General features: G+C 70.6%; 22 protein-coding genes and 1 pseudogene. 9 read left to right on the plus strand and 14 right to left on the minus strand.

Annotated features, from left to right (window positions below; genetic code table 11):
• Positions 1 to 103: 103 nt before the first annotated feature.
• From A7B18_RS18775 to A7B18_RS18795, 5 genes are all read right to left on the minus strand, one after another.
• Positions 104 to 340 (minus strand): hypothetical protein, encoded by a 237-nt coding sequence (locus tag A7B18_RS18775; protein WP_102128222.1) that lies wholly within the window; start codon positions 338 to 340, stop codon positions 104 to 106.
• Positions 341 to 428: 88 nt separating this feature from the next.
• Positions 429 to 2264, minus strand: a complete 1836-nt coding sequence (locus A7B18_RS18780; RefSeq protein WP_102128223.1) for an ATP-binding protein — start codon at positions 2262 to 2264, stop codon at positions 429 to 431.
• A complete protein-coding gene (locus tag A7B18_RS18785; RefSeq protein ID WP_102128224.1) occupies positions 2261 to 3295 on the minus strand; it encodes a DNA double-strand break repair nuclease NurA in 1035 nt (344 codons plus the stop codon). The genes A7B18_RS18780 and A7B18_RS18785 overlap by 4 nt, the downstream gene beginning before the upstream one ends.
• Positions 3296 to 3411: 116 nt before the next feature.
• On the minus strand, positions 3412 to 4035 hold the full coding sequence (locus tag A7B18_RS18790; RefSeq protein ID WP_102128225.1) for a Crp/Fnr family transcriptional regulator: 624 nt from the start codon (positions 4033 to 4035) through the stop codon (positions 3412 to 3414).
• A gap of 307 nt (positions 4036 to 4342) precedes the next feature.
• Positions 4343 to 5266, minus strand: coding sequence for a histone deacetylase family protein (locus A7B18_RS18795; protein WP_102128226.1), 924 nt, complete (start codon positions 5264 to 5266; stop codon positions 4343 to 4345).
• Between the two features lie 152 nt (positions 5267 to 5418).
• On the opposite strand from A7B18_RS18795, the gene A7B18_RS18800 reads away from it, so the two are divergent.
• Positions 5419 to 6339 carry a carbohydrate kinase family protein gene (locus tag A7B18_RS18800; RefSeq protein WP_102128227.1) on the plus strand — a complete coding sequence of 307 codons (921 nt, stop codon included), beginning with the start codon at positions 5419 to 5421 and terminating at the stop codon, positions 6337 to 6339.
• A 10-nt stretch (positions 6340 to 6349) separates the two neighbouring features.
• Here the strand turns inward: A7B18_RS18800 and A7B18_RS18805 are convergent, their stop codons facing one another.
• Positions 6350 to 6865: a hypothetical protein gene (locus A7B18_RS18805; protein ID WP_102128228.1), complete on the minus strand. Its 516-nt coding sequence runs from the start codon at positions 6863 to 6865 to the stop codon at positions 6350 to 6352.
• 51 nt (positions 6866 to 6916) lie between these two features.
• Positions 6917 to 9067 carry a methylmalonyl-CoA mutase gene (scpA, locus tag A7B18_RS18810; RefSeq protein WP_102128229.1) on the minus strand — a complete coding sequence of 717 codons (2151 nt, stop codon included), beginning with the start codon at positions 9065 to 9067 and terminating at the stop codon, positions 6917 to 6919.
• A 180-nt stretch (positions 9068 to 9247) separates the two neighbouring features.
• Between scpA and rpe the strand changes: the two genes are divergently transcribed.
• The 3 genes from rpe to nspC all read left to right on the plus strand — a co-directional run bounded on the left by rpe (position 9248) and on the right by nspC (position 12066).
• On the plus strand, positions 9248 to 9931 hold the full coding sequence (rpe, locus tag A7B18_RS18815) for a ribulose-phosphate 3-epimerase (RefSeq protein ID WP_245872970.1): 684 nt from the start codon (positions 9248 to 9250) through the stop codon (positions 9929 to 9931).
• A 133-nt stretch (positions 9932 to 10064) separates the two neighbouring features.
• Complete coding sequence (locus A7B18_RS18820) at positions 10065 to 10784, plus strand: 2-phosphosulfolactate phosphatase (protein WP_102128231.1); 720 nt, start codon at positions 10065 to 10067, stop codon at positions 10782 to 10784.
• Between the two features lie 52 nt (positions 10785 to 10836).
• Positions 10837 to 12066 carry a carboxynorspermidine decarboxylase gene (nspC, locus tag A7B18_RS18825; RefSeq protein WP_102128232.1) on the plus strand — a complete coding sequence of 410 codons (1230 nt, stop codon included), beginning with the start codon at positions 10837 to 10839 and terminating at the stop codon, positions 12064 to 12066.
• 3 nt (positions 12067 to 12069) lie between these two features.
• On the opposite strand, the gene A7B18_RS18830 is transcribed toward nspC, so the two are convergent.
• The 3 genes from A7B18_RS18830 to A7B18_RS18840 all read right to left on the minus strand — a co-directional run bounded on the left by A7B18_RS18830 (position 12070) and on the right by A7B18_RS18840 (position 15231).
• Positions 12070 to 12810: an SDR family NAD(P)-dependent oxidoreductase gene (locus tag A7B18_RS18830; protein WP_245872971.1), complete on the minus strand. Its 741-nt coding sequence runs from the start codon at positions 12808 to 12810 to the stop codon at positions 12070 to 12072.
• A 513-nt stretch (positions 12811 to 13323) separates the two neighbouring features.
• Positions 13324 to 14097, minus strand: coding sequence for a DUF554 domain-containing protein (locus A7B18_RS18835; protein ID WP_102128233.1), 774 nt, complete (start codon positions 14095 to 14097; stop codon positions 13324 to 13326).
• Between the two features lie 186 nt (positions 14098 to 14283).
• Positions 14284 to 15231, minus strand: coding sequence for a leishmanolysin-related zinc metalloendopeptidase (locus tag A7B18_RS18840; protein WP_102128234.1), 948 nt, complete (start codon positions 15229 to 15231; stop codon positions 14284 to 14286).
• Between the two features lie 543 nt (positions 15232 to 15774).
• Between A7B18_RS18840 and A7B18_RS18845 the strand changes: the two genes are divergently transcribed.
• Positions 15775 to 15978, plus strand: coding sequence for a helix-turn-helix domain-containing protein (locus A7B18_RS18845; protein ID WP_102128235.1), 204 nt, complete (start codon positions 15775 to 15777; stop codon positions 15976 to 15978).
• Between the two features lie 100 nt (positions 15979 to 16078).
• A complete protein-coding gene (locus tag A7B18_RS18850; protein WP_102128236.1) occupies positions 16079 to 16774 on the plus strand; it encodes a hypothetical protein in 696 nt (231 codons plus the stop codon).
• On the opposite strand, the gene A7B18_RS18855 is transcribed toward A7B18_RS18850, so the two are convergent.
• Positions 16771 to 17712, minus strand: a complete 942-nt coding sequence (locus A7B18_RS18855; protein ID WP_102128237.1) for a phosphotransferase enzyme family protein — start codon at positions 17710 to 17712, stop codon at positions 16771 to 16773. The genes A7B18_RS18850 and A7B18_RS18855 overlap by 4 nt on opposite strands.
• Complete coding sequence (locus A7B18_RS18860; RefSeq protein ID WP_102128238.1) at positions 17709 to 18950, minus strand: cytochrome P450; 1242 nt, start codon at positions 18948 to 18950, stop codon at positions 17709 to 17711. The genes A7B18_RS18855 and A7B18_RS18860 overlap by 4 nt, the downstream gene beginning before the upstream one ends.
• A gap of 199 nt (positions 18951 to 19149) precedes the next feature.
• On the opposite strand from A7B18_RS18860, the gene A7B18_RS18865 reads away from it, so the two are divergent.
• The 3 genes from A7B18_RS18865 to A7B18_RS18875 all read left to right on the plus strand — a co-directional run bounded on the left by A7B18_RS18865 (position 19150) and on the right by A7B18_RS18875 (position 22539).
• Positions 19150 to 20412: an ABC transporter substrate-binding protein gene (locus A7B18_RS18865; protein WP_102128239.1), complete on the plus strand. Its 1263-nt coding sequence runs from the start codon at positions 19150 to 19152 to the stop codon at positions 20410 to 20412.
• A gap of 324 nt (positions 20413 to 20736) precedes the next feature.
• On the plus strand, positions 20737 to 21672 hold the full coding sequence (locus tag A7B18_RS18870; RefSeq protein ID WP_102128240.1) for a carbohydrate ABC transporter permease: 936 nt from the start codon (positions 20737 to 20739) through the stop codon (positions 21670 to 21672).
• 15 nt (positions 21673 to 21687) lie between these two features.
• Entirely contained in the window at positions 21688 to 22539 is an 852-nt protein-coding gene (locus A7B18_RS18875; protein ID WP_102128241.1) for a carbohydrate ABC transporter permease, read from the plus strand.
• Between the two features lie 336 nt (positions 22540 to 22875).
• On the opposite strand, the gene A7B18_RS18880 is transcribed toward A7B18_RS18875, so the two are convergent.
• Together A7B18_RS18880 and A7B18_RS18885 are read right to left on the minus strand one after the other, a co-directional pair.
• The gene (locus A7B18_RS18880) at positions 22876 to 24084 is read right to left on the minus strand and encodes an ABC transporter substrate-binding protein (RefSeq protein ID WP_102128242.1); all 1209 of its coding nucleotides are present in this window, start codon (positions 24082 to 24084) and stop codon (positions 22876 to 22878) included.
• Between the two features lie 154 nt (positions 24085 to 24238).
• Positions 24239 to 25029: pseudogene (locus A7B18_RS18885) on the minus strand (DUF3084 domain-containing protein); the annotation flags it as partial.

The following is a 25029-nucleotide window of genomic DNA, read 5'->3' on the forward strand; positions in this document are numbered from 1 at the left end:
CGGGACAGCGAGGAGCGCATCTGCCAAAATACGAGCGCGCTCCCCGCGAAGCTTGAGGTTCCACACACCCTCTTTCTCGCCCCTGGGAGCGCTTTTTCGCTACCTATTCAGGTGCAAGTTCTGAGTTCATCGCCTCATCCATGATCAGGGCGCCGATCTTGAACTGTCCGGGCGTGGCTTCGGAGCCGGGTTTGGCCTCGATCCCGCCGCTGCAATGACGGCCCGAGAAGGTGAAGGCGTGGGCGTCGATCCCCTGCCGCGCGGCCCGGTCGAGGGTCTGGGCGTAGGCGGGGGTGAGCAGCAGCGCGAGGGCAAGCGGCAGAAGGCTTCTGGCAGGCATGGGGCGACTGTAGAGGGCGGGTCTGTCGTCTCCCCGGGCAGATGAGCGGCGTTGGGGGTACACCCCCACCACTTCCTCAAGGTGCCGTCTACAGCCCCAGCCAGTCCTCCCCCACTTCCTCCACGCTCTGCCCCACCTCCTCGGCCACCTCGTCGCGGCGGGTGGCCCAGGCAGGGAAGGGATAGCTCACCAGCACTGGGTTGGGCACGTCGGGCTGCGAGACGAGCATGGTCCCCGGCTGGAGGATGCCTGCCCGCGCCCGGAAGCTCTGCGGCAGGAAGCGGTACTCGGGCCGCTCGGCCTCCGCGAGGTCGAGGCGCCCCACCACCCGGATCGCCGCGTTCGACACGATGCGCCGCTCGACCTCCGAGGCGGTCTGCTGGGCGCCGATCAGGATGATCCCGAGCGAGCGGCCCCGCTCGGCGATCTCCAGCAACACGTCCTTGATGGGGCTGCCCTCGTCGCGCGGGGCGTACTTGTTCAGCTCGTCCAGCACCACGAAGACGGTGTTCTGCCGCCCGTACTTCTCCTTGTGCTCGAACACCTCGCGCAGCAGCACGCCCACCACGAACATCTGCGCCGGGCCGGAGAGGTTGTGGATGTCCACCACGCTCAGTTGCGCCCCGCCGAGCAAATTGGGACGGTACTGCCGCGCCTGCGCCTCGCTGAGGTCGCCGCGCACGAGAGGCGAGAGATGTTTTTGAACGCCACGCAACCGCCGCACGAAGGCGCGCAGGGTGCCCGGCGACTGCTTGAGCACCCACTTCGGATCGCCCTCGCCGTCCCCCTCCTCCAGCAGCTTGTATTCGATGTAGGAGAGGAGCTGGTCGAAGGTCTCCAGCCGCGTCTTGCCCAGCGCGTCGAAGGTGATGCCGTCAGGCAGCTCTCCGTCTCCCTCGGGCTCCCAGTCGGAGACGAGCAGGGCGGCTCCCTCCCCCTCGGCGGCGAGGCGGGCGAGCTTTTCCTCGATGTTGCCGATCACGAAACCCAGGTTCAGGCTCGCGCCCGCGTCCGAGAAGACGTAGGGCAGCATCCGCCGCTCGCAGAACTCGCGCAGGGTGAAGACGAAGGGGGTCACGCCCTGCGCCCGCTGGTCGGTGTGGGGCACGATGGCATTATTTGAAGAACCGGGGCGAGGCGGCGCGAGGAACTGCGTGTCCCGGAAGGGGGACATGGGCAGCCCCATCAGCGTGTAACGGTCGGCGCTCAGGCCCTTGGCGACCTGGGCCTCGGCCTCGCGCTCCTGCACCCTGCCGTTGGGCTGGTCGAGGAAGAGGAGGTCCTCGCCCTTCACGTTGAAGATGATCGCCTTGCCGCCCGCCGTCCCCGCCGTGTGACCGCCGCCCGCCCGCGCCACCCGGTCCATCACGCCGCTGCGGAAGATGGAGTGCAGGAGGAAGAGGGCGTAACTCGTCTTCGTCGCCACGCCCGAGATGCCGCTGATGTTGATGTGGCCGCCACTCTCGCCGTTGACGAAGCGGAAGTTCAGCGGTAACGGTTGTCCATCCGCGAGGAGGCCCGCCGGGAAGGCCGCCTCCTTCATCTTGTCGGCGCTGAGGGCCATGTCGAGGTCCGAGCCGTGCGCGTGCCGCACCTCGTCGCCGGGCTGGGGCGGGATGAAATGCTCGGGGTCCACCCGCGTGACGAGCACCCGTGCCGCGTAGCTCACCGAGGCGGGCAGCACCCCCGCCACCACGTCCTCCACGTCCGACTCGAAGGTCACGCCCTCATGCCGCTTGCGGACGTTATCGACCAGGCCGTAGAAGCGCACCTCCCGCCCGTCCGGCTTCATGGTCCGCACGACGACGAGATCATCAAGGCCCACACTCGCCCCCGGCGCCACCGCGAACCAGAAGACGGTGGGCGTCACGTCCTCGGTGCCGAGCACGCGGCCCAGGCGCTCGCCGTCCTCCCCGAACGTCACGCGACCACCCCGAGTTCTCTGGCAATATGAGCCCTTAAACGTCGGGTCACGAGGTCGGCGCTGCCCATCGCGCGGGTCATGGCGCTTTCTAACGCAGCGGTCGGGATCAGGTTCTGCGGGGCGCGGGGGTCCTTGTGCGCCCGGCTGGCGAGGCGGCACAGGAGATTGCCGCTGACGTTCGCCACCTCGCGCACGATGGGGGGCAGGAAGTCGGGCTCGTCGGGGGCGTACATCTCCAGCCGCATCACGCCGGACATGGGGTGCTGGTAGAAGGCCGCCTCGCACAGCCGGACGTACCAGATGAAGCGGGTATACGGGCTGTTGGCGTATTTCATGTGCAGAATCGGGGTCCGCTCGCCGGGCCGCAGTTCCGAGAGCAGCGAGGCCCGGTCGGCGGGCAGGTACTGGGTCTGCATCGTCTTCACGCAGCCGACGACGGCGCCGCCGAGGTTCTTGGAGCGCAACGAGCCGTCCTGAATCGTCAGCGAGGTCAGGGCCTCCCGGTCGTCCTCCTCGGAGAAAGGCACCGCCGACGCCAGGCCGTGCGAGAGGTTCTGCTCCTCCGCTAGCATGACCTGTTGCAGCTTGTGGAGCGGCGCGAGGGGATCGGCGCTCTCGGTGACGATGGGGGTGTATTGCAGCGTCCCCGTGTGCGGGTCGCGCGGCGAGAGGCGGTAGGGGTCCACCCGCAGCCCCGGCGCGTGGGCGAGGAGGCGCCGGGCCTTCACGTCGGTCAACTCGGCCTGCCGCGAACCGTGCGGGCACATCCGCACCGCCCCCACCACGTAGGCCCCGAAACCGCCCATGCCCGCCTCGCCCGCCTCGTCCTCGATGAAGACGCGCGACTCCATCCGGCGCTTGCCGTCCACGACGTAGACCGTGTGCAGCCGCGCGGGCACGGGTTTGGCCGCTACCGCCGCCCAGCGCGGGGTCTCGATGTCGATCAGGTCCCCCTCGAAGTGTTGCAGGCCGAGTTGCCCGCCCTCGATGTCCACCGGCCAGGGGTCAAGGCGAATGCGCATGGGGGGCATTCTACGGTCGGGGTCGTGGACCGTGGAGCGTAGATCGTAGGGAAAGGCGGTTCCTCTACGCTCCAAAAGAAAAGCGCCCGGCTCCCATCACCGGACGCCCGCCGTTCCCCCCGTTCTCAGCCGTGATACCCGCTCAGCTCGCGCAGCCGCGCCTCGTCGGTCAGGGTCAGGCAGCGGTAGGCGGGGGTGAGCAGCCCGTCGTCGCGCATCTCGCCGATGAGTTTGGACACGCTCTCACGGGTGGCGCCGGTACCCTCAGCGATCAGTTCGTGCGTGGCCCGGACGTAGCGCAGGCCGCCCTCGTGGACGCCGCCCAGGCTGGAGTCGGCGAGGCTCAGCAGGTAGCGGGCGATGCGCTCGCGCAGTTCACCGTCCTGGATGTGCACGCCGTCGTTCATCACCCGCTGGAGCTGGGCGCTGAGGCTGCGGGTGACCTCCCACAACTCGGCGGCACTGAGGTGCTGGATGTGAATGGGGGTGAGCGCGGCGTCGGTCAGGGCGATCATCTGGTGGCTGCGCGGCAGACCGTGCAGGGTCTCCTCGCCGAAGATGTCGCCGGGCAGCACGTGGCGCACGGTGAGGTTGCGGCCCTGGGGCGTCAGGCGCACCGCGCGCAGCAGGCCGCTGTCGAGCCGGTAGAGGGTGGGGGCCGGGTCGCCCGCGTAGTACAGCGTGTCGCCACGGCGCAGGGGCCTGCTGCGAAGGTCGGAACTGACCGAGGGGGTGCTGTACAACGTCATGGCTCACTCCTTGAAACAGGGCAGGTCGGCGAGGCGGCAGGCGGCGAGATCCCGAAACGCCCGGACTGTACAAGGTTTGTCCAACCTTTGAAGGTTCAGGTCGAACATTATGAAGTCCTTTATAAGGCGGGGGAGTCGGAGGCGCTCACGGAGGCAGCGCCGGGACCGCGTGAGCAAGGGGCTTTCCCCTTTCTTCGTTTGACGTTGACCTACTTAAGTCTATTGAGGGAGCGCCGTGCCCTCACCGTTCCTTCATGCCCCAACGATTGGGACGCAAGGCAGGCGGGGCTCCGGGCAGCCAGGCCGCTTAACCGAACACCTCCAGGCCGTCGAGCACGACGCTGGCGTGGGCCTCGACGGTGAGGGCGTGGTCGCGGTTGTAGCCGCCCGCCATCATGGTCACGACGGGAAGGTCCGCCCCCCGCGCCCAGGTCAGCACGGCCTGGTTGCGCTCGCGCACGCCGTCCAGCGTCAAGGAGAAGCGCCCGAAGCGGTCCCCGGCGAGCACGTCCGCCCCCGCGAGGTAGAGCAGGAGGTCAGGGCGGAAGGCGTCCAGCGCAGGGAGGACCGACTCCCGCAACACCCGCAGGTACTCGGCGTCGGTCACCCCGTCGGGCAGGCCGAGGTCGAGGCTGCTTGTCTCCTTGCGAAAGGGGTAGTTACGCTCGCCGTGGACGCTGAGGGTGAAGGCCCGCTCTTCCCCGGCGAGGAGGGCCGCCGTGCCGTTGCCCTGGTGCACGTCGAGGTCGAGGACGGCGACCCGCTTCGCCCACCCCTCGTCGAGCACGAGGCGGGTGAGGATGGCGGCGTCGTTGACGAGACAAAACCCCTCGGCGCGGTCGGCGAAGGCGTGGTGGGTGCCGCCCGCGAGGTTGGCCCCCCAGCCGCACTCCAGCGCGTCGTGCAGGGCCGCGAGGCTGCCGCCCGCCGCCCGCCGCGCCCGCTCGACCACCCCGGGGCTCCACGGCAGCCCGAAGGCGCGCTGCTCGGCGGCGCTGACCTCCCCCCGCCGCCAGCGCCGCAGCCACGCCGGGTCGTGGACCCGGGCGGCGTCGGCCCAGCGCAGGGCGGGCGTCTCCAGCACGGGGAGGAGTCCGAAGAGGCGGTCCCGGACGCCCGCGTACTTGTACGCCGGGAAACGGTGGCCTTCCGGCAGCGGGAAGGTGTACGAGGCGGGGGTGTAGGCCCGGAAGGGGTGGGAGAAGGCGGGGGCGGAGACGGGAACGGTCACCCCGGCAGTCTCAGCCAGAGGGGACGCGGATGCAGGGCCACCCGCCACTTTGTCCGACCTTTGTTCAAGGTCGTGTCTGTTCTGCTCCCCGCCGTCACACGTCCAGCCGAGCGGGCGGGGTGTGGGAAGCCCGCTGCTTTACTCTGTGCCCGATGACGAGCCCCGCCCAACTCCCCTCCATCGTGAGCGCCGGGGAGGCGCTGACCGACCTCGTGACCGCCGGAGAGAACCGCTGGGTGGCCCATCCCGGCGGGGCCGGGTGGAACGTCGCGCGGGCCTGCGCGCGGCTGGGGCTCTCCAGCGCCTTCGCGGGCGCGGTCGGGCAGGACAACTTCGGGGACGACCTCACGGCGGCGAGCGAGGCGGCGGGGCTCGACTTGCGTTTCCTCCAGCGGGTGCCCGCGCCCACCCTGCTCGCGGTGGTGTACCGGCTCACGCCACCCGCCTACCGCTTCCTGGGCGAGAACAGCGCCGACCTGCACTTCGACCCCACCCGGTTGCCCGAAGGGTGGTTGGCCTCGGCCCGCTGGCTGCATGTCGGCGGCATCAGCCTGAGCCGCTGGCCTCTGGCGGACACGCTGCTCGGCGTCATCCAATCGGCGAAGGCCGCGGGGGTGAGGGTCAGCTTCGACCCCAACGCGCGCATCACCCACCGTCACCCGGATTACCCGGCGGTCTTCCGGCGCGTCGCGGGGCTGAGCGACCTGATGAAGCTCAGCGACGAGGACCTCGCCTTCTTCTTCCCGGGGAAGTCGGAGGACGACGCCCTGCGGGAGTTGCGCGGCATGAACGCCCGCCGCCCCATCGTGATCACGCGCGGGGCGCAGGGGGCGACCCTCTACCAGCCCGCCGGACGTGCCGACCTCCCCGCCGCGCCCGTCACGGTGGCGGACACGGTGGGGGCCGGAGACGCCCTGTGCGCGGGGTTGCTCGTGAGCGCGACCGAGCGACCGGACGCGCTGTGGACCGAACACCTGCGAATGGGCCTGCGCGCCGCCGCCGCCGCCTGCGCCCGCCCCGGGGCCTACGCCCCCACCCGTGAGGACCTGGAGGCGGTGGCGCTGCCGGGGTGACGAAGGAGGTTCAGCCCGGGCACAGTCCCCGGCGCAAGGACTCCACGCGGAGGTTGGGCTGCCGCCGCAGTTCGGTGACGTACCCGGGGCGGCGGATACCCGTCTCGCGCAGCAGGCGACCCCGCGCGTCGTACTCGGCGGCGAGGTTGTACCGCACGCCGGAAGGACCCGAGGCGCGGCCAGTCGCGTAGCGCAGCCTTCCGGCGGCGTCGTAGTACCCCGTGAACTGCACGTGATTGCCCAGCACGGCGCGGCGATACCGCACGATGCGCGGCGTGTTCCGCACGTCGGCGAGCACCGTCAGGCGCACCCGGCCCGCGCGGTCGGCGCAGCGCCGGGAAACCCGCAGCGGATGGAGCAGGCCCGTGCGCTCCAGAAGCCGCACCTGCGCCGTCTCCCGGGCGACGAGCACCCGCGCCTGCTGGAGGGCCGTGGTCTGCCGGGGAAGCGTCTGGGCCGAGGCAGGCGGGAGGGCAGCGACGAGCAGCAAGGGAGCGAGGGTCGCGGCCAGGCTGCGGGGATTCATTCCTCCTTTTACCCGATGGAAGGAGCGCTGTGGTGCGTCCCGCTTTCAATCTCACGGCGTCAGCGGCATTCCGCGCTGCCGTTCCCGGAGCAGCCGCAAGACCTCCCGCGCCGAGGTCAGGATCGGCGTGCCCGGCCCGAAGATGCCCGCCACCCCCGCCGCCCTCAAGGCCGCGTAATCCTGCTGGGGAATCACCCCGCCCGCGATCACGAGGATGTCGTCCGCCCCCTGCGCCCGCAGCGCACCGATCAGAGCCGGAATGAGCGTTCCGTGTCCTGCCGCCTGGCTGCTCACGCCGATGACGTGCACGTCGTTCTCGACCGCCTGCCGCGCCGCCTCCTCGGGCGTCTGGAAGAGGGGACCCACGTCCACGTCGAAGCCGAGGTCCGCGAAGCCCGTGGCGATCACCTTGGCCCCCCGGTCGTGACCGTCCTGCCCCATCTTCACGACGAGCATCCGGGGACGGCGGCCCTCGGCGGCGGCGAAGTCCTCGATCTCGTTTTGCAGGGCCGCGAAGCCCTCGTCCCCCGAGTAGCCCTGCGCGTAGACGCCGCTCAAGGTCCGCACCTCGGCCTGGTGGCGGCCCCACACGCTCTCCAGCGCGGCGCTCACCTCACCCACCGTCGCCCGGGCACGCATGGCCTCGATGCTCAGGGCGAGGAGGTTGCCCTCTCCCGTCCGGGCGCACTCGGTCAGGGCGGCGAGGGCGCGGTCTACGGCGGCCTGATCTCGGCCCGCCCGCACCGTCTCCAGGCGGCGGATCTGGCCCTCACGCACGGAGGCGTTGTCGATGTTCAGCACGTCCACGTGCGTCTCAACCTCGGGGCGGTACTTGTTGACCCCCACGATCACGTCCTCGCCCCGGTCGATGCGGGCCTGTTTGCGCGCCGCCGACTCCTCGATCCGGAGCTTGGGCGTGCCCGACTCCACCGCCTTCGCCATGCCGCCCAGGCCCTCGACCTCCGCAATGAGCTTGCGGGCCTCCTCCGCGAGGTCGGCGGTCAGGCGCTCCATCAGGTACGAGCCGCCCCAGGGGTCGATGACGTGGGGGATGCCCGTCTCCTCCTGAATGACGAGCTGCGTGTTGCGCGCGATGCGGGCCGAGAAGTCGGTCGGCAGCCCAATCGCCTCGTCGAAGGCGTTCGTGTGCAGGCTCTGGGTGCCGCCGAAGACTGCCGCCATCGCCTCGATCGCCGTCCGCACCACGTTGTTGTACGGGTCCTGCTCGGTGAGCGACCAGCCCGAGGTCTGGCAGTGGGTCCGCAGGGCGCGGCTCATCGGGTTTTTGGGGTTGAACTGCCCCATGAGTTCCGACCACAGCAGCCGGGCCGCCCGCAGCTTGGCGACCTCGGTGTAGAAGTTCATCCCGATGGCGAAGAAGAAGCTCAGCCGCGGCGCGAACTCGTCGATGTCGAGCCCCTTGGCGAGTGCGGCCCGCACGTACTCCAGCCCGTCCGCGAGGGTGTAGGCGAGTTCGAGGGCGGCGTTCGCCCCCGCCTCCTGAAGGTGATACCCGCTGATCGAGATCGAGTTGAAGCGGGGCATCTCCCGCGCCGTGAACTCGATGATGTCGGCGACGACGCGCATACTTGGCCCGGGCGGGTAGATGTACGTGTTCCGCACCATGAACTCTTTGAGAATGTCGTTCTGGATGGTGCCGGAGAGCTGGTCGAGCGTCGCCCCCTGCTCCTGCCCCGCCACGACGTACCCGGCCAGGATCGGCAGGACCGCCCCGTTCATGGTCATGGAGACGGACATCTCGGAAAGGGGGATGCCGTCGAACAGGACCTTCATGTCCTCGACCGAATCAATCGCCACGCCCGCCTTGCCCACGTCCCCCACCACGCGCGGGTGGTCGGAGTCGTAGCCCCGGTGGGTGGCAAGGTCGAACGCCACGGACAGGCCCTTTTGCCCGGCGGCGAGGTTGCGGCGGTAGAAGGCGTTGCTCTCTTCGGCGGTGGAAAAGCCCGCGTACTGGCGGATCGTCCAGGGCCGCGCCGCGTACATGGTGGCGCGAGGTCCCCGGACAAAGGGCGGCAGGCCGGGCAGCCCGGGGTCGAGGCCCTCCACATCGGCGGCGGTGTAGAGGGCCTGGAGGGTCAGCCCCTCGGGGGTGGGGCGGTTCAAGGTCTCGGGGTCCGCGCCGCGCAGGTCCTTGCGGGCGAGGGCCTTCCAGGCAGACAGGTCGTGCGGTGCGGTCATGGGGCCTCCGTGGGTGTTGGAGCCATGATGCCACGCACGGGGCAAACGGGCGTTCGGTGAATGGGGATGCGGGACGACCCTCCCGGGTGCTCAGGCCGGACGGGGAACCCACACCGGGTGCGCCGACCTCGCCAGCACACATTTCTCTCATCCTCGCCCCAACCCTTTAGAATGTGGGGCGTGACTGCCTCTTCCCAGTTTTCGGCCCGCGCGGGAGGCGTCAAGCTCGCTCCCAGCCTGCTCGCCTGCGACTTCACCCGGCTCGGCGAGGAGCTGGCGAACATCGCCGGGGCCGACTACGCGCACGTGGACGTGATGGACGGGCTGTTCGTGCCCAACATCTCCTTCGGGCTGCCCATTTTGAGCGCGGCGCGGCGGGCGACCAGCCTCTTCCTCGACGTTCACCTGATGATCGAGCGCCCCGAGCGTTACCTGCGCGACTTCGCGGAGGCGGGGGCCGACGGCCTGACCGTCCACGTCGAGGCGACCCCACACATTCACCGCGCCGTGCAGAACATCCGCGAACTCGGCAAACGGGCGGGCGTGACCCTGAATCCCGGCACGCCGCTGGAGGCCGTGCGCCCGGTCCTCGGGGACGTGGACCTCGTGCTCGTGATGAGCGTGAATCCCGGCTTCGGGGGGCAGAAGTTCATCCCGGAGAGCGTCGAGCGCATTCGGACCCTGCGGCGCTGGCTGGACGAGATAGGCAGCGGGGCCGAGCTGGAGGTGGACGGCGGGGTTACGCCCGAGAACGCCCGTCTGCTCGCGGACGCGGGGGCGACCGTCCTGGTGGCGGGCAGCAGCGTCTTCGGGCCGAGCGGGGCGGCAGCGGGGCTGCGAAGACTGCGGGAGGCGCTGTCGTGATACGGATTCTGCTGCGTTTCGGACTTCCCAGGAAATCGCCGGAAAGTCCTCCACTCCTCAGAACCCGTCCTTGCTCCTTCTCCCTTCGGTCGGGAACTATCCGTGAAAAGATACGGGTAGTTCCGGAGGTCCTATGAGGCTGCGGGTGGACCTCCTGCCGCACGGCAATTACCCGGACGTGGTGCTCGTGGTGGACGTGCTGCGGGCCACGACGACCGCCGTGCCGTACCTCGAACGCGGGGCGGACGCGTTGCTCCTGACCGCCACGCCGGAGGTCGCGCTGAGCCTGCGGGAGAGCAGTCCCGGCGTCCTCCTCGGCGGGGAGCGGGGCGGGCTGCCCATCCCCGGCTTCGACTTCGGCATCAGCCCGGTCGAGGCCGCGGCGCAGAACTTCACGGGCAAGACGGTGGTGATGAACACGACGAACGGCACCGGGGCCGCGCACGTCGCCGCCGAGACGGGGAAGCACGTCCTGCTCGCCGCCCTCACGAACGCCCACGCCGCCTCCCGCCGAGCCCGCGCGCTCGCCACCGAGGAGATCGCCATCGTCTGCGCGGGGACGGACGGGCGGGTCGGGCTGGAGGACGTCTACGCCGCCGGGGTGATGGCCGAGTACCTGCTGGCGATGGGCGGCTTTTCCGTCGACGACGGCACCCGCATCGCCCTGACGGTGAGGCGCAACGCGGGCAATCCCATCGAGGCCCTGTCGAGCAGCGGGCACGGGCAGGCGCTCGCCGGGCTGGGGCTGGGGGACGACGTGCGGCACGCCGCCCAGGTCAGCACGAGCACGCTGGTGCCGGTGTTGAGCCAGGGTGCGGGCACGCCTGGAACGCTGCGCTTCGTGGCGGGGTGAGGGGCGGTCCCCGTAACGGTGTCCCCCGCCCCCACCCGTTACCCTGTCCCCCATGACCGTCTCCGACTTCCAGCTTCCCGCCGTGACGCCCGTGGAGGACATCGACTGGCGGGCCATCCCCAGCCCGGCCTTCGTCCTCGACGAGTCACGGCTGCGGCGCAACCTCGCCCTGATCTCGCACGTGCAGCGCGAGAGCGGCGCGCAGATCATCCTCGCCTTCAAGGGCTTCGCCATGTGGAGCACCTTCCCCCTCCTGCGCGAGTACGGCATCACCGGGGCGACCGCGAGCAGCCTGAATGAGGCCATCCTCGCCCGCGAGGAGATGGGGGGCGAGGTCCACGTCTACGCCCCCGCCTACAGCGACGAGGACTTCCCCCGCGTCCTCGAACTCGCCGACCACCTCGTCTTCAACTCCTTTTCGCAGTGGGAGCGGTTCAAGCCCCAGGTCGAGGCCGCCCGCGCCGCCGGGAAGGAAGTGCACGTCGGCCTGCGCGTCAACCCCGAGTACGCGGAGGTCGAGACGGACCTCTATAACCCCGCCGGACCCTTCTCCCGCCTGGGCGTGACCCGGCGCGAGTTCCGCCCGGAGCTGCTGGACGGCATCGACGGGCTGCACTTCCACACCCTGTGCGAAAAGGACTCCGACACGCTGGAGCGCACGCTGGAGGTCGTGGAACGCAACTTCGGGGAGTTCCTGCCCCACATGAAGTGGGTGAACTTCGGCGGCGGGCACCTGATGACCCGGCAGGGGTACGACATCGACCGGCTGATCCGGGTGGTCCGCGCCTTCCGGCAGAAGTGGGGCGTCCACGTCCTGCTCGAACCCGGCAGCGCCTTCGCCTGGCAGACGGGGTGGCTGGTGAGCAGCGTGCTCGACGTGGTGCACAACGTCCGGGACATCGCCCTCCTCGACGTGTCCGTCAGCGCCCACATGCCCGACGTGCTGGAGATGCCCTACCGCCCGCGCATCCTGGGTGCCCGCGACCCCGGCGACGGGGAGGTCACCCACCGCGAGGCGAACGACTACGCGAGCGGCGACCACCCCTACCTCATCGGCGGCACGACCTGCCTCGCGGGCGACGTGGTGGGCGAGTACGTCTTCGACCACGAGCTGCGCGTGGGCGACCGGGTGGTCTTCGACGACATGATCCACTACACGATGGTGAAGACGACCTTCTTCAACGGGGTCAAGCACCCCGACATCGGCATCCTGCACACGGACGGGAGTTACGAGCAGGTCAAGACCTTCGGCTACGAGGAGTTCAAGGCCAAGCTGAGCTGAGCGTCACGCCGTCTCCGGCCCCGGTCCCTCCGCCTCGAACTCCGGGCGGGCCGACCGGGGCCGCTTGCCATCCACATCCGTGAACCCGTACTCCCCCGCGAGTTCCGCCGCGACAAGCACCTGTCCCGTGCGGTCGAGGACGCCAGGATCGGCGGCGAGGTGGGCGACGGCGCGGCCCAGGAACTGCGGCGACTCCGAGTTGGAGAGGTCGAAGGCCCCCTCGGCGAGCAGCACGCCCTCGGTGCGGACGAGGCCGGGGTAGAGCGACACGGCAGCGACCCGGTGGGGGCGCAGGTGGTTGGCGAAGGCCTCCACCATCCGGTCGTCCGCGTTCTTGGCGAGCAAGTAGGGGACGTTCTCGCTGCCCCGGTGCCGCTGCCCCGCGAAGAAGCTGATGTTGACGACGAGCCCCCGGGCCGCGATCAGGAGGGGCGCGGCGAGCGCGGTGGTGACGTAGTGCGCCCGCACCCCCGCTTCGAACATGTCGTTCCAGAGCGCGAGGGGTTGCTCCCAAAAAGGGGCCCCCCACGTCTGCCCGCGCTCGTCCCAGCGGTGCAGGCCCTCGTAGCCGCCCCAGACGTTGTTCACGAGCACGTCGAGGGAGCCGTGTTCTTCCCCAATCCGCTCGACTACCGCCCGGGTCTGGGCGTCGTCGCGGTGGTCGCACTGGACGGGGACGCCCTGTCCGCCGAGCGTCGTCACCTCCTCCGCCGTCTCCTCCAGGCTGCCCGCCAGGAAGGGCATCTCGGGGGGCGCCCGGCGAGGGTGCGGCCCGTCACGTACACCGTCGCCCCGGCCTCCCCCAGCCCCAGGGCCACCCCGCGCCCGACCCCCCGGCTGGCCCCGGTGACGAGGGCGACCCTTCCGCGAGGTGTAGACATAGGGCAACCTAGCAGCCGGGGCGGGACCCAAAAGAAACGTCCCGCCACTCCCGGCGGGGACGCTTCCTCTTCTGGCTGGTCGTGTCCACCGACCTGGGGCTTGGACCTGTGCGCCGGGGGCGGGGCTCACCGCCCACCCGCGCGCCGAAATTGTGACCCGGCCCGGAGCAGAACGCAGAAGGGGGAGAAGGTGGGGGCGCGGGAGGGTTCAGGCCGGGCGTGGGACGGGAAGGGGCTCCCGCCAGTCACGCCGGGCGCGGGGGATCGAAAGGGTAGAGGGTTCTGGAAAGAGAGGGTTTTCTGGTGGTGGGCGTCAGGCTACGCACCCAGGCTGACGGCGCTCTGACAGCGGGGCGTGAGAGCCCTCATCTCCCCTCTACCCCAGCCGCCCCGCCACCCACAGGGCGAGCGGCGCCACGGCGAGGGCCGGGAGCATACTGCCCACCCGCACCCGGCGGTCCTCCCAGCCCAGCCCGGCGAGCATCAGGTTCCAACTGATCCCGGCGATCACGAGCCCGCCCGTGCCGGTGACCATCAGAACGTAGGCGTTCGTCTTGAGCACACTCGGGTCCGCCCCGCCGAGGAGCCCGGAGGCAAACGCCCCCGCCGCGAGGCTCAGCCCCCCCTGGAGCAGGAACACCGTGATCACGCTGAAGCCCACCCCGATCCCGTACGCCCCCGCCAGGGCCAGCGAGGCGATGCCGTCGAGCGTACTCTTGAGGACGTAGGTGCTGCTGTCCCCCGTCAGGCCGTTCTGGAGCCCGCCCACCACCGTCATCGGTCCGACGCAGAACAGGAGGCTGGCGGCGACGAACCCTTCCGTGAAGCGCCCGCCGCCCTGAAAACGCCGCCTCAGCCGCTCGCCCAGCCGGGTCAGCCCCTCCTCGATGCCCAGCGCCTCGCCGATCACGGCCCCCAGCGCGAGGCTGACGAGCGCGAGGATCACGCCGGGAACGACCCCGCCCGTCACCCGGTTCAGGCTCCCCGCCATGTCGAGCCCGATGAAGAGGGTGACGAGGCCGAGCGTTTGCAGCAGGGTCCGCTGGGTGCGCTCGGGGAGCCGCCCGCCGAGCAGAAGGCCGAGTATGGTCCCCAGCAGGACGGCGACGACGTTGATCAGGGTGCCCGAGAGTTGCGCGAGGAGACTCATCGGCGCCCAGCCTAGGGCAAATGCATCGACGGGAGGCCGCCGCTGCCTGGCAAGCCTTCCGAGCTTCCGAGCGGAGTGGCAGAACAGAGGCGCAGCGCGAGGGGCGAAGAAGTGGGCGGCGCGCCATGGAAAGCACCGCCCCGGCCAGAGGTGGCGGAGCGGTGACCAGGAGGGGGCGAGCTGAGGTTACTGGCTGCGGTATTTCGGCGTGACGATCTGCTCGCGCGAGCCGAGGTCGAGGTGCTCGGCCACCGCCTGTGCGGTTGTCAGGCTGTAGCTGTCGGCGGCGGCGTAGTTCACCGCGTAGCCCATGTCCTGAAGGGAGCCGATGCTCAGGCGCGAGAGCGGGTTTTTCACGCCGCTGTTGAGGTAGCCCGTCATGAGTTCGTTGTTGAAGGTGGTCTCGCGCCAGTGGGCGCCCGCCGTGCCCGAACCGCCCTGGTTCTCGACGGGCACGGTGCTCAGCGTACCGCCGAAGGCGCGGTACTCGCGCACCCCGTTCGCCCCCGAGTACACCGGGTTGGTCGTGCCGACGCCGCTCACGAGGCCGAAGGTCCGCCACAGGCTCCCGATCCCCAGCGAGTGCCCGAGCTCGTGCACGGCGATGTCGGCGAGCTGGGAGCTGAACTGCCCGAGGTCGGCGGTGTCGAACACCAGGGTCGAGTAGGTCGTCAGGCCGCTCGACGACCGGATAGAGCACGGGCCGCTCTGGGCCAGGACGCCGCCGGGGCCGTCGATGCTCTTGTTGCCCGTGAAGACGAGGATGTCGTCGATGGTGCCCGAGAAGGCCGCGTTGCTCCCGCAGGCGTTCGCGGGGATGTTCGCCGTCACGCTCGGCAGGCCCTGGGTGATCACGCCCTGCCAGCGGCTCGCGGCGGCCTGCATCGCGCTGACCACGCTCGCGTCGCTCCCCGTGGCAAAGCGCAGGGTGATGTTGTACGCCTCGGTCGCCTGCTCGCCCAGCGGCCCGGCGCTCAGGTAAGGGTCGAGGGGCAGGGCGGCGACGCCGGGCAAGGCGGCACCCTCCTGCGCGGCGGTCGGCGCCCCCACCCCCGCCTCCGAGGGTTGGCTCCCGCACGAGGCAAGCAGGGCGGTCAGCGTCAGGGCGGCGGCGCTCAGGGTGAATCGGGACATGGAAGACCTCCGGAAAACAAGGGCGAGAGTTGCGGGCAACAGGACCCCGCCAGGACGAGAGCCCCCGGGAGGGGGCCCCGCCGGACGTTCGTGCAGACGAACCGTTGGAGGAGCAGGCGGAGCGTAGAGCCGAGGGTGTGAGCAGGGTGTGCGGGCTGTGAAGATCGCCACAAGGTAAGTGGGGGCGCGCCTGATGAAATTGGGGACGAAAGGCGGCCTGCCGGGAGAAAGAGCCGTCCCCCTTCCCCTTCGTCTGGCCGCGCTGACCCGCGGCGAACAGGGCGTCGCCTTCACCCTCCAGGCCCTCTCCGGTGTGGGGCTTGGAGCTCGGTGGGGGGCAGGCCCTCCCCTGATCCCCCCTTTAGGGTTGACGCACGGGTGACGCGGGGCGTGGTACCCTCCGGGCAAGTTGACCTGCCTGGCCCTGTTCCCGATTTGCCCGCCGCCCTCCAGCGCGGGTGGGCCGGGCGGCGGGGCCCGGCAAATCGAAGTGTCGTCGGGGCTGCCCTTGAGGTGGCCCCGCGTGCTTTTCGGAGGTTTCCCTTGACGCTCACCGAACAGTTCCAGACGCTCCCGAAGCTCCTGAAAGTCAGCGAGGTCGCCGACTTCACAGGCACCCACGAACGCACCGTCCGCCGCTGGATTCGGGATGGCCGCCTCGGCGCGGTCGAACACCCCAGCGGCCTGCGCGTGCCCCGGCGCTCGCTGTGGCGCTTCCTGGGTCTGGACCTCGGCCTGAGCGCCTGAACTCGCGTTCCGCGGGCCCCCCCGCCCGCCGTATGCTGGCCTCCATGTCGGTGGCCCCTCGCCCTCCCCACCCGGTGAATTCTGTGCTCCGTGAGCGGGCGTGAGTCTCCAAGCTCTGCGGGCGGCCCTCGACCGGGGTGACGACGCCGCCGCCCTCGGGGCCCTGGACACGCTCGGTTCCGCCGACCACGCCGGGGCCGCCCCGCTCGCGCTGCACCTGGGCAGGCCGTCGCTCGCCGTCCGTTGGGCGGGTGACCCCCTCACGCTGGCCGCCGCGTGGCTCCGCCTGGGTGATCCACGGGCCGCGCTCGGGGCGCTGCGGGGTCAGAAGGGCGGCGCCCGGCCCGCCCTCCTGCGCGCGCGCGCCGCGTGGCAGCTCGGGCAGGAGGACGCCGCCGAACTCGCCGCGCACGCCCGCCGCCTCGCCCGCGCGGAGGGGGACGCCGGGGCACTGGCCGCCGCCGCGACCCTGCTCGGCGAGGTGATGCTCTGGACCGATCCGCGCGCCGCCCTGCGCGCCCTCGCCGAGGGGCTCAAGGTCGCCGAACTCGCCGGAACCGGGGCCGACCCGCACCTCCTCGCGGTGCTCGCCCACACGCAGGCCGCCGTCGGCAGCCGCGAGAAGGCGGCGCGCACCGCCGCGAAGGCCCTCGACCGCAGCCTGCCCCGCAGCCCGGCGCGGGTGCTCGCCCTGCTCGCCCTCGGGCGGGAGGAGGAGGCGCGGGCGGAGGCGAGGGAGGGAGAGTTGGGAGACGTGTGGGGGCGAGCGTTTCTCGTCGGGGATCAGGCCCGCTAGGCCAGCCCCGACTCCGCCCACGCCTGCCCGAGGGGAACATACGGCGGCGGGAGGATGAACACCTTCGGGCCGGGGTTGCCCTCCAGGTACACGCTCTCGTAGGTCCACACGTTGCGCTCCTGCATGAGAACGTAGAGGGCTGCCCCGTCCGCCAGCTCCCCGGCGGGAAGGGACAGCCGGGCGCGGTAGGCCGCCAGGAAGGGCACGCCCAGGGCCGGGTCCAGCCTCAGACTGAGGTGCAGGCAACGCACGACCTCCCAGGCGCGGGGGGCGAGGCGGGTCCCCTCCCAGTCGATCAGGGCGATGGGCCGCTCCCCCTCGAAAAAGACGTTCCCGTCGTGGTAGTCGCCGTGCAGGAAGCGCGCGGGAAAGGCGGGCGGGCAGTCGGGCAACGGCGAGGTTCGCAGGTACGCCAGCCGCTGCCGGGTCCTCTCCAGCGCCCAGCCGTCCACCTCGTCGGGGCGGGGCAGGGCGAGGATGACCGCGCGCACGCGCTCCAGCCGCTCGACGGTGCGCTCCACGCTGGACACCCCCAGCCCGGGAACCTCGAACGGCGCGGAGACGGGGAGACGGTCATGGAGGTCTGCGAGAAGGGCGCCGAGGGCCGCCGCGTGGGCGGGCGTCAGCTCCCCGCGCGGGGCGGGGGCCCCTGGGGCGACGGGAAAGAGGGCGGCGAACGCCTCTCCCAGTCGCCCCACCGTCCCTCCTGCCCGCCTCTCCAGCGGCCTGGGTGTCGGAATACCCGCCCCCACAGCGAGCGCAATCGCCGCGTGTTCCCGCTCGACCCGGGCCCGGTCCTCCGTGCGGTAGACGCGCAGGTGAAGGTCTCCCGCCTCCGCCCGCACCCGGAAGGCCCCGTTGATGCTCCCGCCGGGGAGGGAGGCGACGCCCCACACCGTTCCCACGTCCCAGACCCGTTCGACTTCCTCTGCCCTCATCCCGGCACCACGTCCAGCCGCCTGAGCCCGCGGATGACGAAGCCGCCCACGTACTCGGGCTCCGAGCCCGGGTCGGCGAGGCGCAGCTCCGGGAAGGCGCGGGCTAGGGCGCGCAGGCTGAGGGCAAGTTCAAGACGCGCGAGGGGGGCTCCCAGGCAGTAGTGGATGCCCAGCCCGAACGTCAGGTGCGGGTTGGGGTCGCGTGTCAGGTCCAGCGTGTCGGGCCGCTCGAAGCGCCGCGGGTCGCGGTTGCCGCTCGCGTACAGCAGCCCCACCCTCTCGCCGGGGCGCAGCCGCTCGCCGTGTACGGTGACCTCCTCCAGCACGTACCGCTCGAAGAGGGGCAGGGGCGTGTCGAAGCGCAGCAGTTCCTCGGTGGCCGTGCGGAACAGGGGCAGGCTGTCCGGGCGCGGCGCCGCCTCCACGAGCGTTCGCCACTGGCCCGGTTCCCGCAGCAACGCGAGCACGCCCGCCGAGAGACCGTTGACCGACGCCTCGTGCCCGGCGTTCAGGAGCAGGATGCAGGTGTCGACCAGTTCGCGCTCGCTGAGGCGGTCGCCCCCCTCCTCCGCCTGCACGAGGGCGGTGATCAGGTCGTCCCCTGGGGCCCGCCGCCGCTGGTGGGCCAGCTCACGCAGCAGGGCGCTGAACTCCAGCACGGCCCGCTCCGCGTCCGCCTGCTCCCCGGGGGTGAAGGTCGGCTCGTACAGCCGCACGATGGCCGCCGACCAGGGGCGCAGGTGGGGCCGTTCCTCCTGCGGCACCCCGAGCAGTTCGGCGATGACGGTCACCGGGAGGGGCTCGGCGTAGTCGGCCACGAGGTCGAAGCCACCCGCCCCCACCTGCGCGAGCTGGCGGGCGAGGAGCGCCTCGATTCGCCCGGCCAGGGCCTCCACCCGCCGCGGCGTGAAGGCGAGGCTCACCAGCGAGCGCAGCCGGGTGTGCTTGGGCGGCTCGGAGTCGAGGAGATGGTTGCCGTTGAAGGCGTCGAAGTTCGCCTGGGCGGGGTCGGGCGGCGGCCAGCCCAGCTCGTCGCGCGAGTAGCGGTGCAGGGCGCTGCGCCCGAAACGGCGGTCGCGCAGCAGGGCGGCGATATCCGCGTGGCGGGGCAGAAAGACGCGGCCCAGCCGGGGGTCACGGAAGGCGGGCGTCTCCTCCCGCACCCGCGCCAGCCACGGAGAGGGGTCCCGCACGAAGGCCGGGTCGGCCAGGGGCAGCGCGTACTCGGGCAGGGGCATGGGTCCAGGCTACGGCAGACGCCGGGGGGTCCCCTCCTCCCGCCGAGCCTGACCTCAACCCGCCTCTGTTATTTTCCTCACGTTGACTGGGGAGCGAAGGCGGTGTAGCCTTCACTGACCAAAGTTGAGTTAAGGGTGGAACCGCTTCCGAAGAGGGGCGGCAGGCCTGTGGCCTGGATGGGTCCACCCCGGAGGATGCATGAGAAAAGCACTTGCCGTTGTCAGCCTCGTCGCCGCGTTCGGTGCCGCCAGCCAGGCGGGGGCCGTGACGCTCACCCTGGCGTGCGGGGCCGTGGGTCAGGAACTCGAACTGTGCAAGGCGGGGGCCGACCGCTGGGCGAAGCGGACGGGCAACACGGTCCGGATTTTCGAGAGCCCGAACCTCACGAACGACCGCCTGGGCCTGTACCAGCAGCAGCTCGCCGCGCGCAGCAGCGACATCGACGTGTACCAGCTCGACATCATCTGGCCGGGCCTGCTGAGCCAGCACTTCGTGGACCTGAAGGGCAAGGTGCCCGCCGCGGAGCTCAACCGCCACTTCCCGCGCATCGTCGAGGCGAACACCGTGAACGGCAAGCTCGTGGCGATGCCGTGGTTCACGGACGCGGGGCTGCTGTACTACCGCACCGACCTGCTGAGGAAGTACGGCTACTCCGCCGCGCCGAAGACCTGGGCCGAACTCGCCACGATGGCGAAGAAGATTCAGGACGGCGAGCGCCCGTCGAACAGCACCTTCGCGGGCTTTGTCTTCCAGGGCAAGAACTACGAGGGCCTGACCTGCGACGCGCTGGAGTGGATCAGCTCGTTTAACGGCGGCACCATCGTGGACAACACGGGCCGCATCACCATCAACAACCCCCGCGCCGCCCAGGCGCTCGACACCGCCGCGAGCTGGATTCGCAGCATCAGCCCGGCGGGCGTGACGACCTACGGCGAGGAGGAGGCGCGCGGCATCTTCCAGTCGGGGAACGCGGCCTTCATGCGCAACTGGCCCTACGCCTACGCGCTCGGCCAGAGCGAGGACTCCAAGGTCAAGGGCAAGATCGGCGTGGCGCCCCTGCCCGCGGGCCCCGGCGGCAAGCCCGCCGCGACGCTCGGCGGCTGGAACCTCGGCGTGAGCTCCTACTCGAAGAACCAGGCGGCGGCCATCGAACTCGTGCGCTACCTCACCGGCCCGGAGGAGCAGAAGATCCGCGCCATCGAGGGGGCCTACAACCCCACCATCTCGGCGCTGTACCGCGACCAGGCGATCTTGAAGGCCAACCCCTTCTTCGGCAGCCTGCTCAGCGTGTTCACGAACGCGGTGCCGCGCCCCTCGGCGGCCACCAAGGGCAAGTACAACCAGGTCTCGCAGGCCTTCAGCACCGCCGTGAGCAACGTGCTCAATGGCCGCTCCAAGGGCCAGGCGGCGGTCGCGCAGCTCTCCACCGAACTCGCCCGCATCAAGGGGCGCGGCTTCTAAAGCCCGCACAGCGCGCGGGTGGGCCCACCCGCCCCTGAGCGCCCCCCGGGGGACGTCCACAGCCTGGGCGTCCCCCTTCTCCTTTCTTCCGGGCCGCGAGAGCGCAATCCTTTGCATTCACCTTCTCCTCGCGCGCCCCTCATCCAGGCGCCGGGTCCGGGGTTCAGGCTGAGGTTGAGCAAACACCTGACCGCGGGCTGACGGCCCCCAGCCTCTCGCCGCCGTTTTCCTCGCCGCTTCTTGGCCGTGGCCGACCGCGCTCCGGCACACCACCCCCGCCGTCCCCACCCTGCCGGGGGCGCCGGGCGAGACAGGGGGCAATCCATGACCACCAAGGCCACACCTCCCGGCGCCGTAGCTCCCACCCGCAGGCGGGGCATCGAGACGGCCCGCGCGCGGCAGGCGATCTGGCTGCTGCTGCCGACCCTGATCGCCATCGCGGTCGTGGCGGGCTATCCGCTCTACCGCACCTTTTTCTTCTCGCTGTTCGAGGCCAACCTCACCACGCCCGACCAGCGTTCCTTTCTGGGGCTGGGGAACTTTTGGTTCACCACCGACGAGGGCGTGCCGCTGGGCTTCTTGCAAGACCCCAAGTGGTGGACGGCGGTGCGCAACACCCTGCTCTTCACGGTCGTCAGCGTCTTTCTGGAGACGGTCCTGGGCGTGATCATCGCGCTTGTGGTGAACAGCGCCTTCAAGGGGCGGGCCTTCCTGCGCACGGCGATGCTGGTGCCCTGGGCGATTCCCACGGTGGTGAGCGCGCAGATGTGGGCGTACATGTACAACGACTCCTTCGGGCTGGTCGGGCGCGGGCTGCTGGGCGGTCAGGCGCTCCTCGCCGACCCCAGCACCGCGATCTGGGCCCTCATCGCGGTGGACGTGTGGAAGACGACCTCTTTCATGGCGCTGCTGATTCTGGCGGGGCTGCAAAGTCTGCCGGGCGACATGTACGAGGCCGCCGACATGGACGGCGCGAGCAAGTGGACCCAGTTCTGGCGGCTGACGCTGCCCCTCTTGAGACCCGCGCTGCTCGTCGCGCTGGTCTTTCGCAGCCTCGACGCCCTGCGCGTCTTCGACATCATGTACGTGATGCTGGGGGCCAACAACGCCGCCTCGACCAGCATGACGGGCTACGCCCGGCAGGCCATGATCGACAACTCGCTCCTGGGCCTGGGCAGTGCGGTCGCCGTGGCGATCTTCCTGATCATCATGGTGATCGTCGTCATGTACGTCACCGCCTTCCGGGTGCGGTTCGACTGAGGAGGTCCTTGCGCCATGTACCTGAAACGCACCAACCCGTTCCTGTTCTACCTCCAGCGCGTCCTCTTCTACCTCCTCGTCCTCGCCATCGCCGTGTACCTGCTCTTCCCCTTCCTGTGGGCGGTCCTGACGAGCTTCCGGCGGGCGGGCGACCTCTTCTTGCCGCCGCTGCAATTCATCGCCGCGCCCTCCACCCTGAGCAACTACACGCAGGTCTTCACCAACCCCGGCTTCCAGCGCGGGTTGCTCTTCAGCCTGGTGGTGGCGGTGGCGTCGGTGCTGATCAGCCTGCTGCTGGGCAGTTTCGCCGCCTACGCGCTGGGACGTTTCAAGTTCAAGGGCAAGGCCCTGATCCTGTACATCATCCTGGCGGTCAGCGTCTTTCCGCAGATCGCGGTGCTTGGCGGCCTCTTCACTCTGGTGCAGACGACGGGCCTGTTCAACAACCCCGTCGCGCTGATCTTCAGCTACCTGATCTTCACGATCCCCTTCACGGTGTGGGTGCTGACCTCCTTCGTGCGCGACATCCCGGGCGAGCTGGAGGAAGCCGCGCTCGTGGACGGCGCCTCGCCGCTCCAGACGCTCTTCCGGGTGCTTTTCCCCGTGATGATGCCCGCGCTCGTGACGACCGGGCTGCTCGCCTTCATCAACTGCTGGAACGAGTACCTCTTCGCGCTGACCTTCACGAGCTCCAACCGCACGGTGCCCGTGGTGATCGCCAACTACTCGGGCGCCTCGCAGTTCGACCAGCCGTGGGGGCCGATCATGGCCGCGAGCATCGTGGTCACGGTGCCCCTGATCATCCTGGTGCTCGTGTTCCAGCGCAACATCGTCTCCGGCCTGACGGCGGGCGCGGTGAAGGGCTGATCGCCAGCACCGCAACAAGGAGGAGGGCCACCTCGCGCGGGGTGGCCCTCCTTTTGCCGTCCTTACTTTGGAACAGACCGGTGCCATAACTTTCCTGAAGGAGGAAAACGGTAGCATGAAACCCCCTACGATCTCCGATAAGACAGCCGCGTTTCTACTGAAATCGTTTGGCGTGCTAGCCGTCATTACCTTGGTCACGGCGCTCTTTTGGCCTGGTGGCCGTGAGTACGCTTGGGCAGTGTTGCAGGCGCTTTTGGTGGGTGCTATCGCAACGGTGGCGTGGTGGATGCGGGGAGGTCCTGGCATTTGAGTCCTGACCCCTGCTGCCCCTTCCCCTTACCGCCCCTGCGCCTTGCGCTGCGCCTCGTCGAGCGCCGCTCTCGCGCTGAGCTTGCCGGTCGTGGCCTGGCTGATCGCGTCTTCGAGGTAAAAGGTCCACTGCTCGAAGGCGGGCGCGGTGGGGCGCGGCTGCGCCCGGTCGAGCTGGGCGTGGGCGGCCCTGATCTGCGGGTTCTTGGCGTACCAGTCATTCAACAGCGGAGCCACGCTGCGCCGGGTGGGCACGTAGGCGGTGGCCTTGACCCACTCGGCGAGGCGGGCGGGCTCCATCAGGAACTGCCAGAAGGCCAGCGCCCCGGCCTGCTCCTGGGGGGAGGCGCCCTGCGGCACGACGAGGTGCGCGCCGCCCAGGGGAAGCATGCAGCCTCCCGCCCCCCCGCAGGGAAAGGGCGCGATGCCGAGCTGGAGGAAGGGGAGCTTGCGCGCGTCGGTCCAGTTGGCGACGCTGGCGGCGACGAAGACGTTTTGCCCGCGCGCGAAGTCGAAAGCACCGCGGGTGGCCTCCGAGAGCCTGCGCGGCTGGGCGAGTCCGGCGGCACTCATGCGGGCGAGCTGGGTGAGGGCCTCGACCGCCTCCGGGCCGTTGAGGTTGGGTCTGCCGCCGACCACGAGCGAGCCGCCCCGCGACTCGACGTTCGCCTCGAAGGTCCAGGCGTCGGCGGCGGCGACGAGGGGACGCCGCCCCCGGGTGGCGAGCTGGCGGCTCACGGCCTCGACCTCCGCCCACGTCCCCGGAACCGCCGCCCCCGACCGGCGCAGCGCGCCCGCGTTGTACATCAAGACGGGCACGCTGACGTTCCAAGGCAGGCCGAAGCGTTTGCCGCCGACCTCGCCCGCGCGCCAGACCGGGGCGTAGAGGTCGCGCGTCAGGTCCCCCGGCAGGGTACTTGCCACCCGGGAGAGGTCGGTGAGCCGCCCGTCCGCCGCCAGCCGGGCGAAGCGGGTGAACTCGACCTGAGCGAGCGGGGGGGCCTTCCCGGCTCCCAGCGCGGCCTGGAGCTTGTCGTTGAGTTCGCGGTAGTTGCCGCCCGCCACGGGCACGACTTCGTAAGCGGACTGCGAGCGGTTGAAGGCCTGGGTGTAGCCGGTGACCGCCCCCTGATCCATCGCGTGCCAGAACTCGATGCGCAGGGGAGCGGCCTGCGCGGACACGGCGAGAAGGAGGGCCGAGGTCGTCAGGAAGGGCGGTAGGGCGAGGCGGCGCATGGGGGTCAGGATAGCGGGCGCGTCTTGCCGCAGCCTGACCCGGCCCTCTCTGACGTCAGGGTGAGGGCAAATCGCAGAAGGGTGGCCGCCTTCTGGCAACCTTTCCGAGCGGAGTGGGCGCCTGACACAGGCGACAACGGGATGGCGCGACGCCCTAAGGCAGCACCGGGTAGAGGTCCACCCGGCTGCCGGGCCGCACGTCCTCGCGCGCGGCGATGCCGACCGAGGCGCTGGGGCCGCTGCGCCCGCTCAGGCGGGTGAGGAGGTCGACGAACTCGTTCACGTCGAGGCCCCCGTTGGCGATGTACTCGCTGGGCACCCCCCGGGTGGTGAGGTCGGACACCGTGTCCTGCACGAGGCCCTGAATCTGGGCCTGCACGCGGCGGGGGTCCGCGCCCAGGGCCACGTCCATGCGGCGGATAAGCTGGCCGCCCCGGTAGAGGGTGCTGTTGGGACGGGCCTCGCAGGCGAGGTCGACCGGGAAGCCCACCGCCGTGTTGTTCGCCGCGCGGCACTGCACGAAGGTGCTGGCGTTCAGCCCGCGCAGCCTCGCCTCCAGGGCGCTGCGGGCGGGCGCGGGCAGCCGGGCGGCGGGCGTGCCCCGTGCCCCCCGCGAGGTGGCGGCGGCGGCGGCGCTCACCAGGAAGGTGTCGAGGTTGCGGACACCCGGCACCACGCCCGCGTATACGAGGTCGTTCTTGGGAAAGGCGAGGTCGGCGTTGCGGCTGGCGCTGAGTTCGGTGCGGGCGCTGGAGTATTCGTCCTGCAACTTGCCTAAGCTCGCGCGGGTGCTCGCGAGGTCGCGGGCCAGCGTCTCGTTCGCCGCGCGCAGGTCCGCTTGCTGGGCACGCAGCGAGGCGAGGTCGGCGCGCACCCGGTCGCGCTCGCGCAGGGCAGCGTCGCGCTCCAGGGCGGCGGCCTCGCGGTCACGGGCCGCCGCGTCGC

The sequence above is a fragment of the Deinococcus planocerae genome, from assembly GCF_002869765.1.
Lineage (GTDB): Bacteria > Deinococcota > Deinococci > Deinococcales > Deinococcaceae > Deinococcus > Deinococcus planocerae.

What these genes read in the sequence shown, in the direction of transcription:
- nspC (WP_102128232.1), top strand. Translation starts at nt 10,837, where the DNA reads ATGACCGTCTCCGACTTCCAGCTTCCCGCCGTGACGCCCGTGGAGGAC.
- scpA (WP_102128229.1), bottom strand. Translation starts at nt 9,067, where the DNA reads ATGACCGCACCGCACGACCTGTCTGCCTGGAAGGCCCTCGCCCGCAAG.
- A7B18_RS18820 (WP_102128231.1), top strand. Translation starts at nt 10,065, where the DNA reads ATGAGGCTGCGGGTGGACCTCCTGCCGCACGGCAATTACCCGGACGTG.
- A7B18_RS18855 (WP_102128237.1), bottom strand. Translation starts at nt 17,712, where the DNA reads ATGAGGGCAGAGGAAGTCGAACGGGTCTGGGACGTGGGAACGGTGTGG.
- A7B18_RS18775 (WP_102128222.1), bottom strand. Translation starts at nt 340, where the DNA reads ATGCCTGCCAGAAGCCTTCTGCCGCTTGCCCTCGCGCTGCTGCTCACC.
- A7B18_RS18880 (WP_102128242.1), bottom strand. Translation starts at nt 24,084, where the DNA reads ATGCGCCGCCTCGCCCTACCGCCCTTCCTGACGACCTCGGCCCTCCTT.
- A7B18_RS18875 (WP_102128241.1), top strand. Translation starts at nt 21,688, where the DNA reads ATGTACCTGAAACGCACCAACCCGTTCCTGTTCTACCTCCAGCGCGTC.
- A7B18_RS18785 (WP_102128224.1), bottom strand. Translation starts at nt 3,295, where the DNA reads ATGCCCCCCATGCGCATTCGCCTTGACCCCTGGCCGGTGGACATCGAG.
- A7B18_RS18835 (WP_102128233.1), bottom strand. Translation starts at nt 14,097, where the DNA reads ATGAGTCTCCTCGCGCAACTCTCGGGCACCCTGATCAACGTCGTCGCC.
- A7B18_RS18800 (WP_102128227.1), top strand. Translation starts at nt 5,419, where the DNA reads ATGACGAGCCCCGCCCAACTCCCCTCCATCGTGAGCGCCGGGGAGGCG.
- A7B18_RS18865 (WP_102128239.1), top strand. Translation starts at nt 19,150, where the DNA reads ATGAGAAAAGCACTTGCCGTTGTCAGCCTCGTCGCCGCGTTCGGTGCC.
- A7B18_RS18805 (WP_102128228.1), bottom strand. Translation starts at nt 6,865, where the DNA reads ATGAATCCCCGCAGCCTGGCCGCGACCCTCGCTCCCTTGCTGCTCGTC.
- A7B18_RS18870 (WP_102128240.1), top strand. Translation starts at nt 20,737, where the DNA reads ATGACCACCAAGGCCACACCTCCCGGCGCCGTAGCTCCCACCCGCAGG.
- A7B18_RS18830 (WP_245872971.1), bottom strand. Translation starts at nt 12,810, where the DNA reads ATGCCCTTCCTGGCGGGCAGCCTGGAGGAGACGGCGGAGGAGGTGACG.
- A7B18_RS18860 (WP_102128238.1), bottom strand. Translation starts at nt 18,950, where the DNA reads ATGCCCCTGCCCGAGTACGCGCTGCCCCTGGCCGACCCGGCCTTCGTG.
- A7B18_RS18790 (WP_102128225.1), bottom strand. Translation starts at nt 4,035, where the DNA reads ATGACGTTGTACAGCACCCCCTCGGTCAGTTCCGACCTTCGCAGCAGG.
- A7B18_RS18840 (WP_102128234.1), bottom strand. Translation starts at nt 15,231, where the DNA reads ATGTCCCGATTCACCCTGAGCGCCGCCGCCCTGACGCTGACCGCCCTG.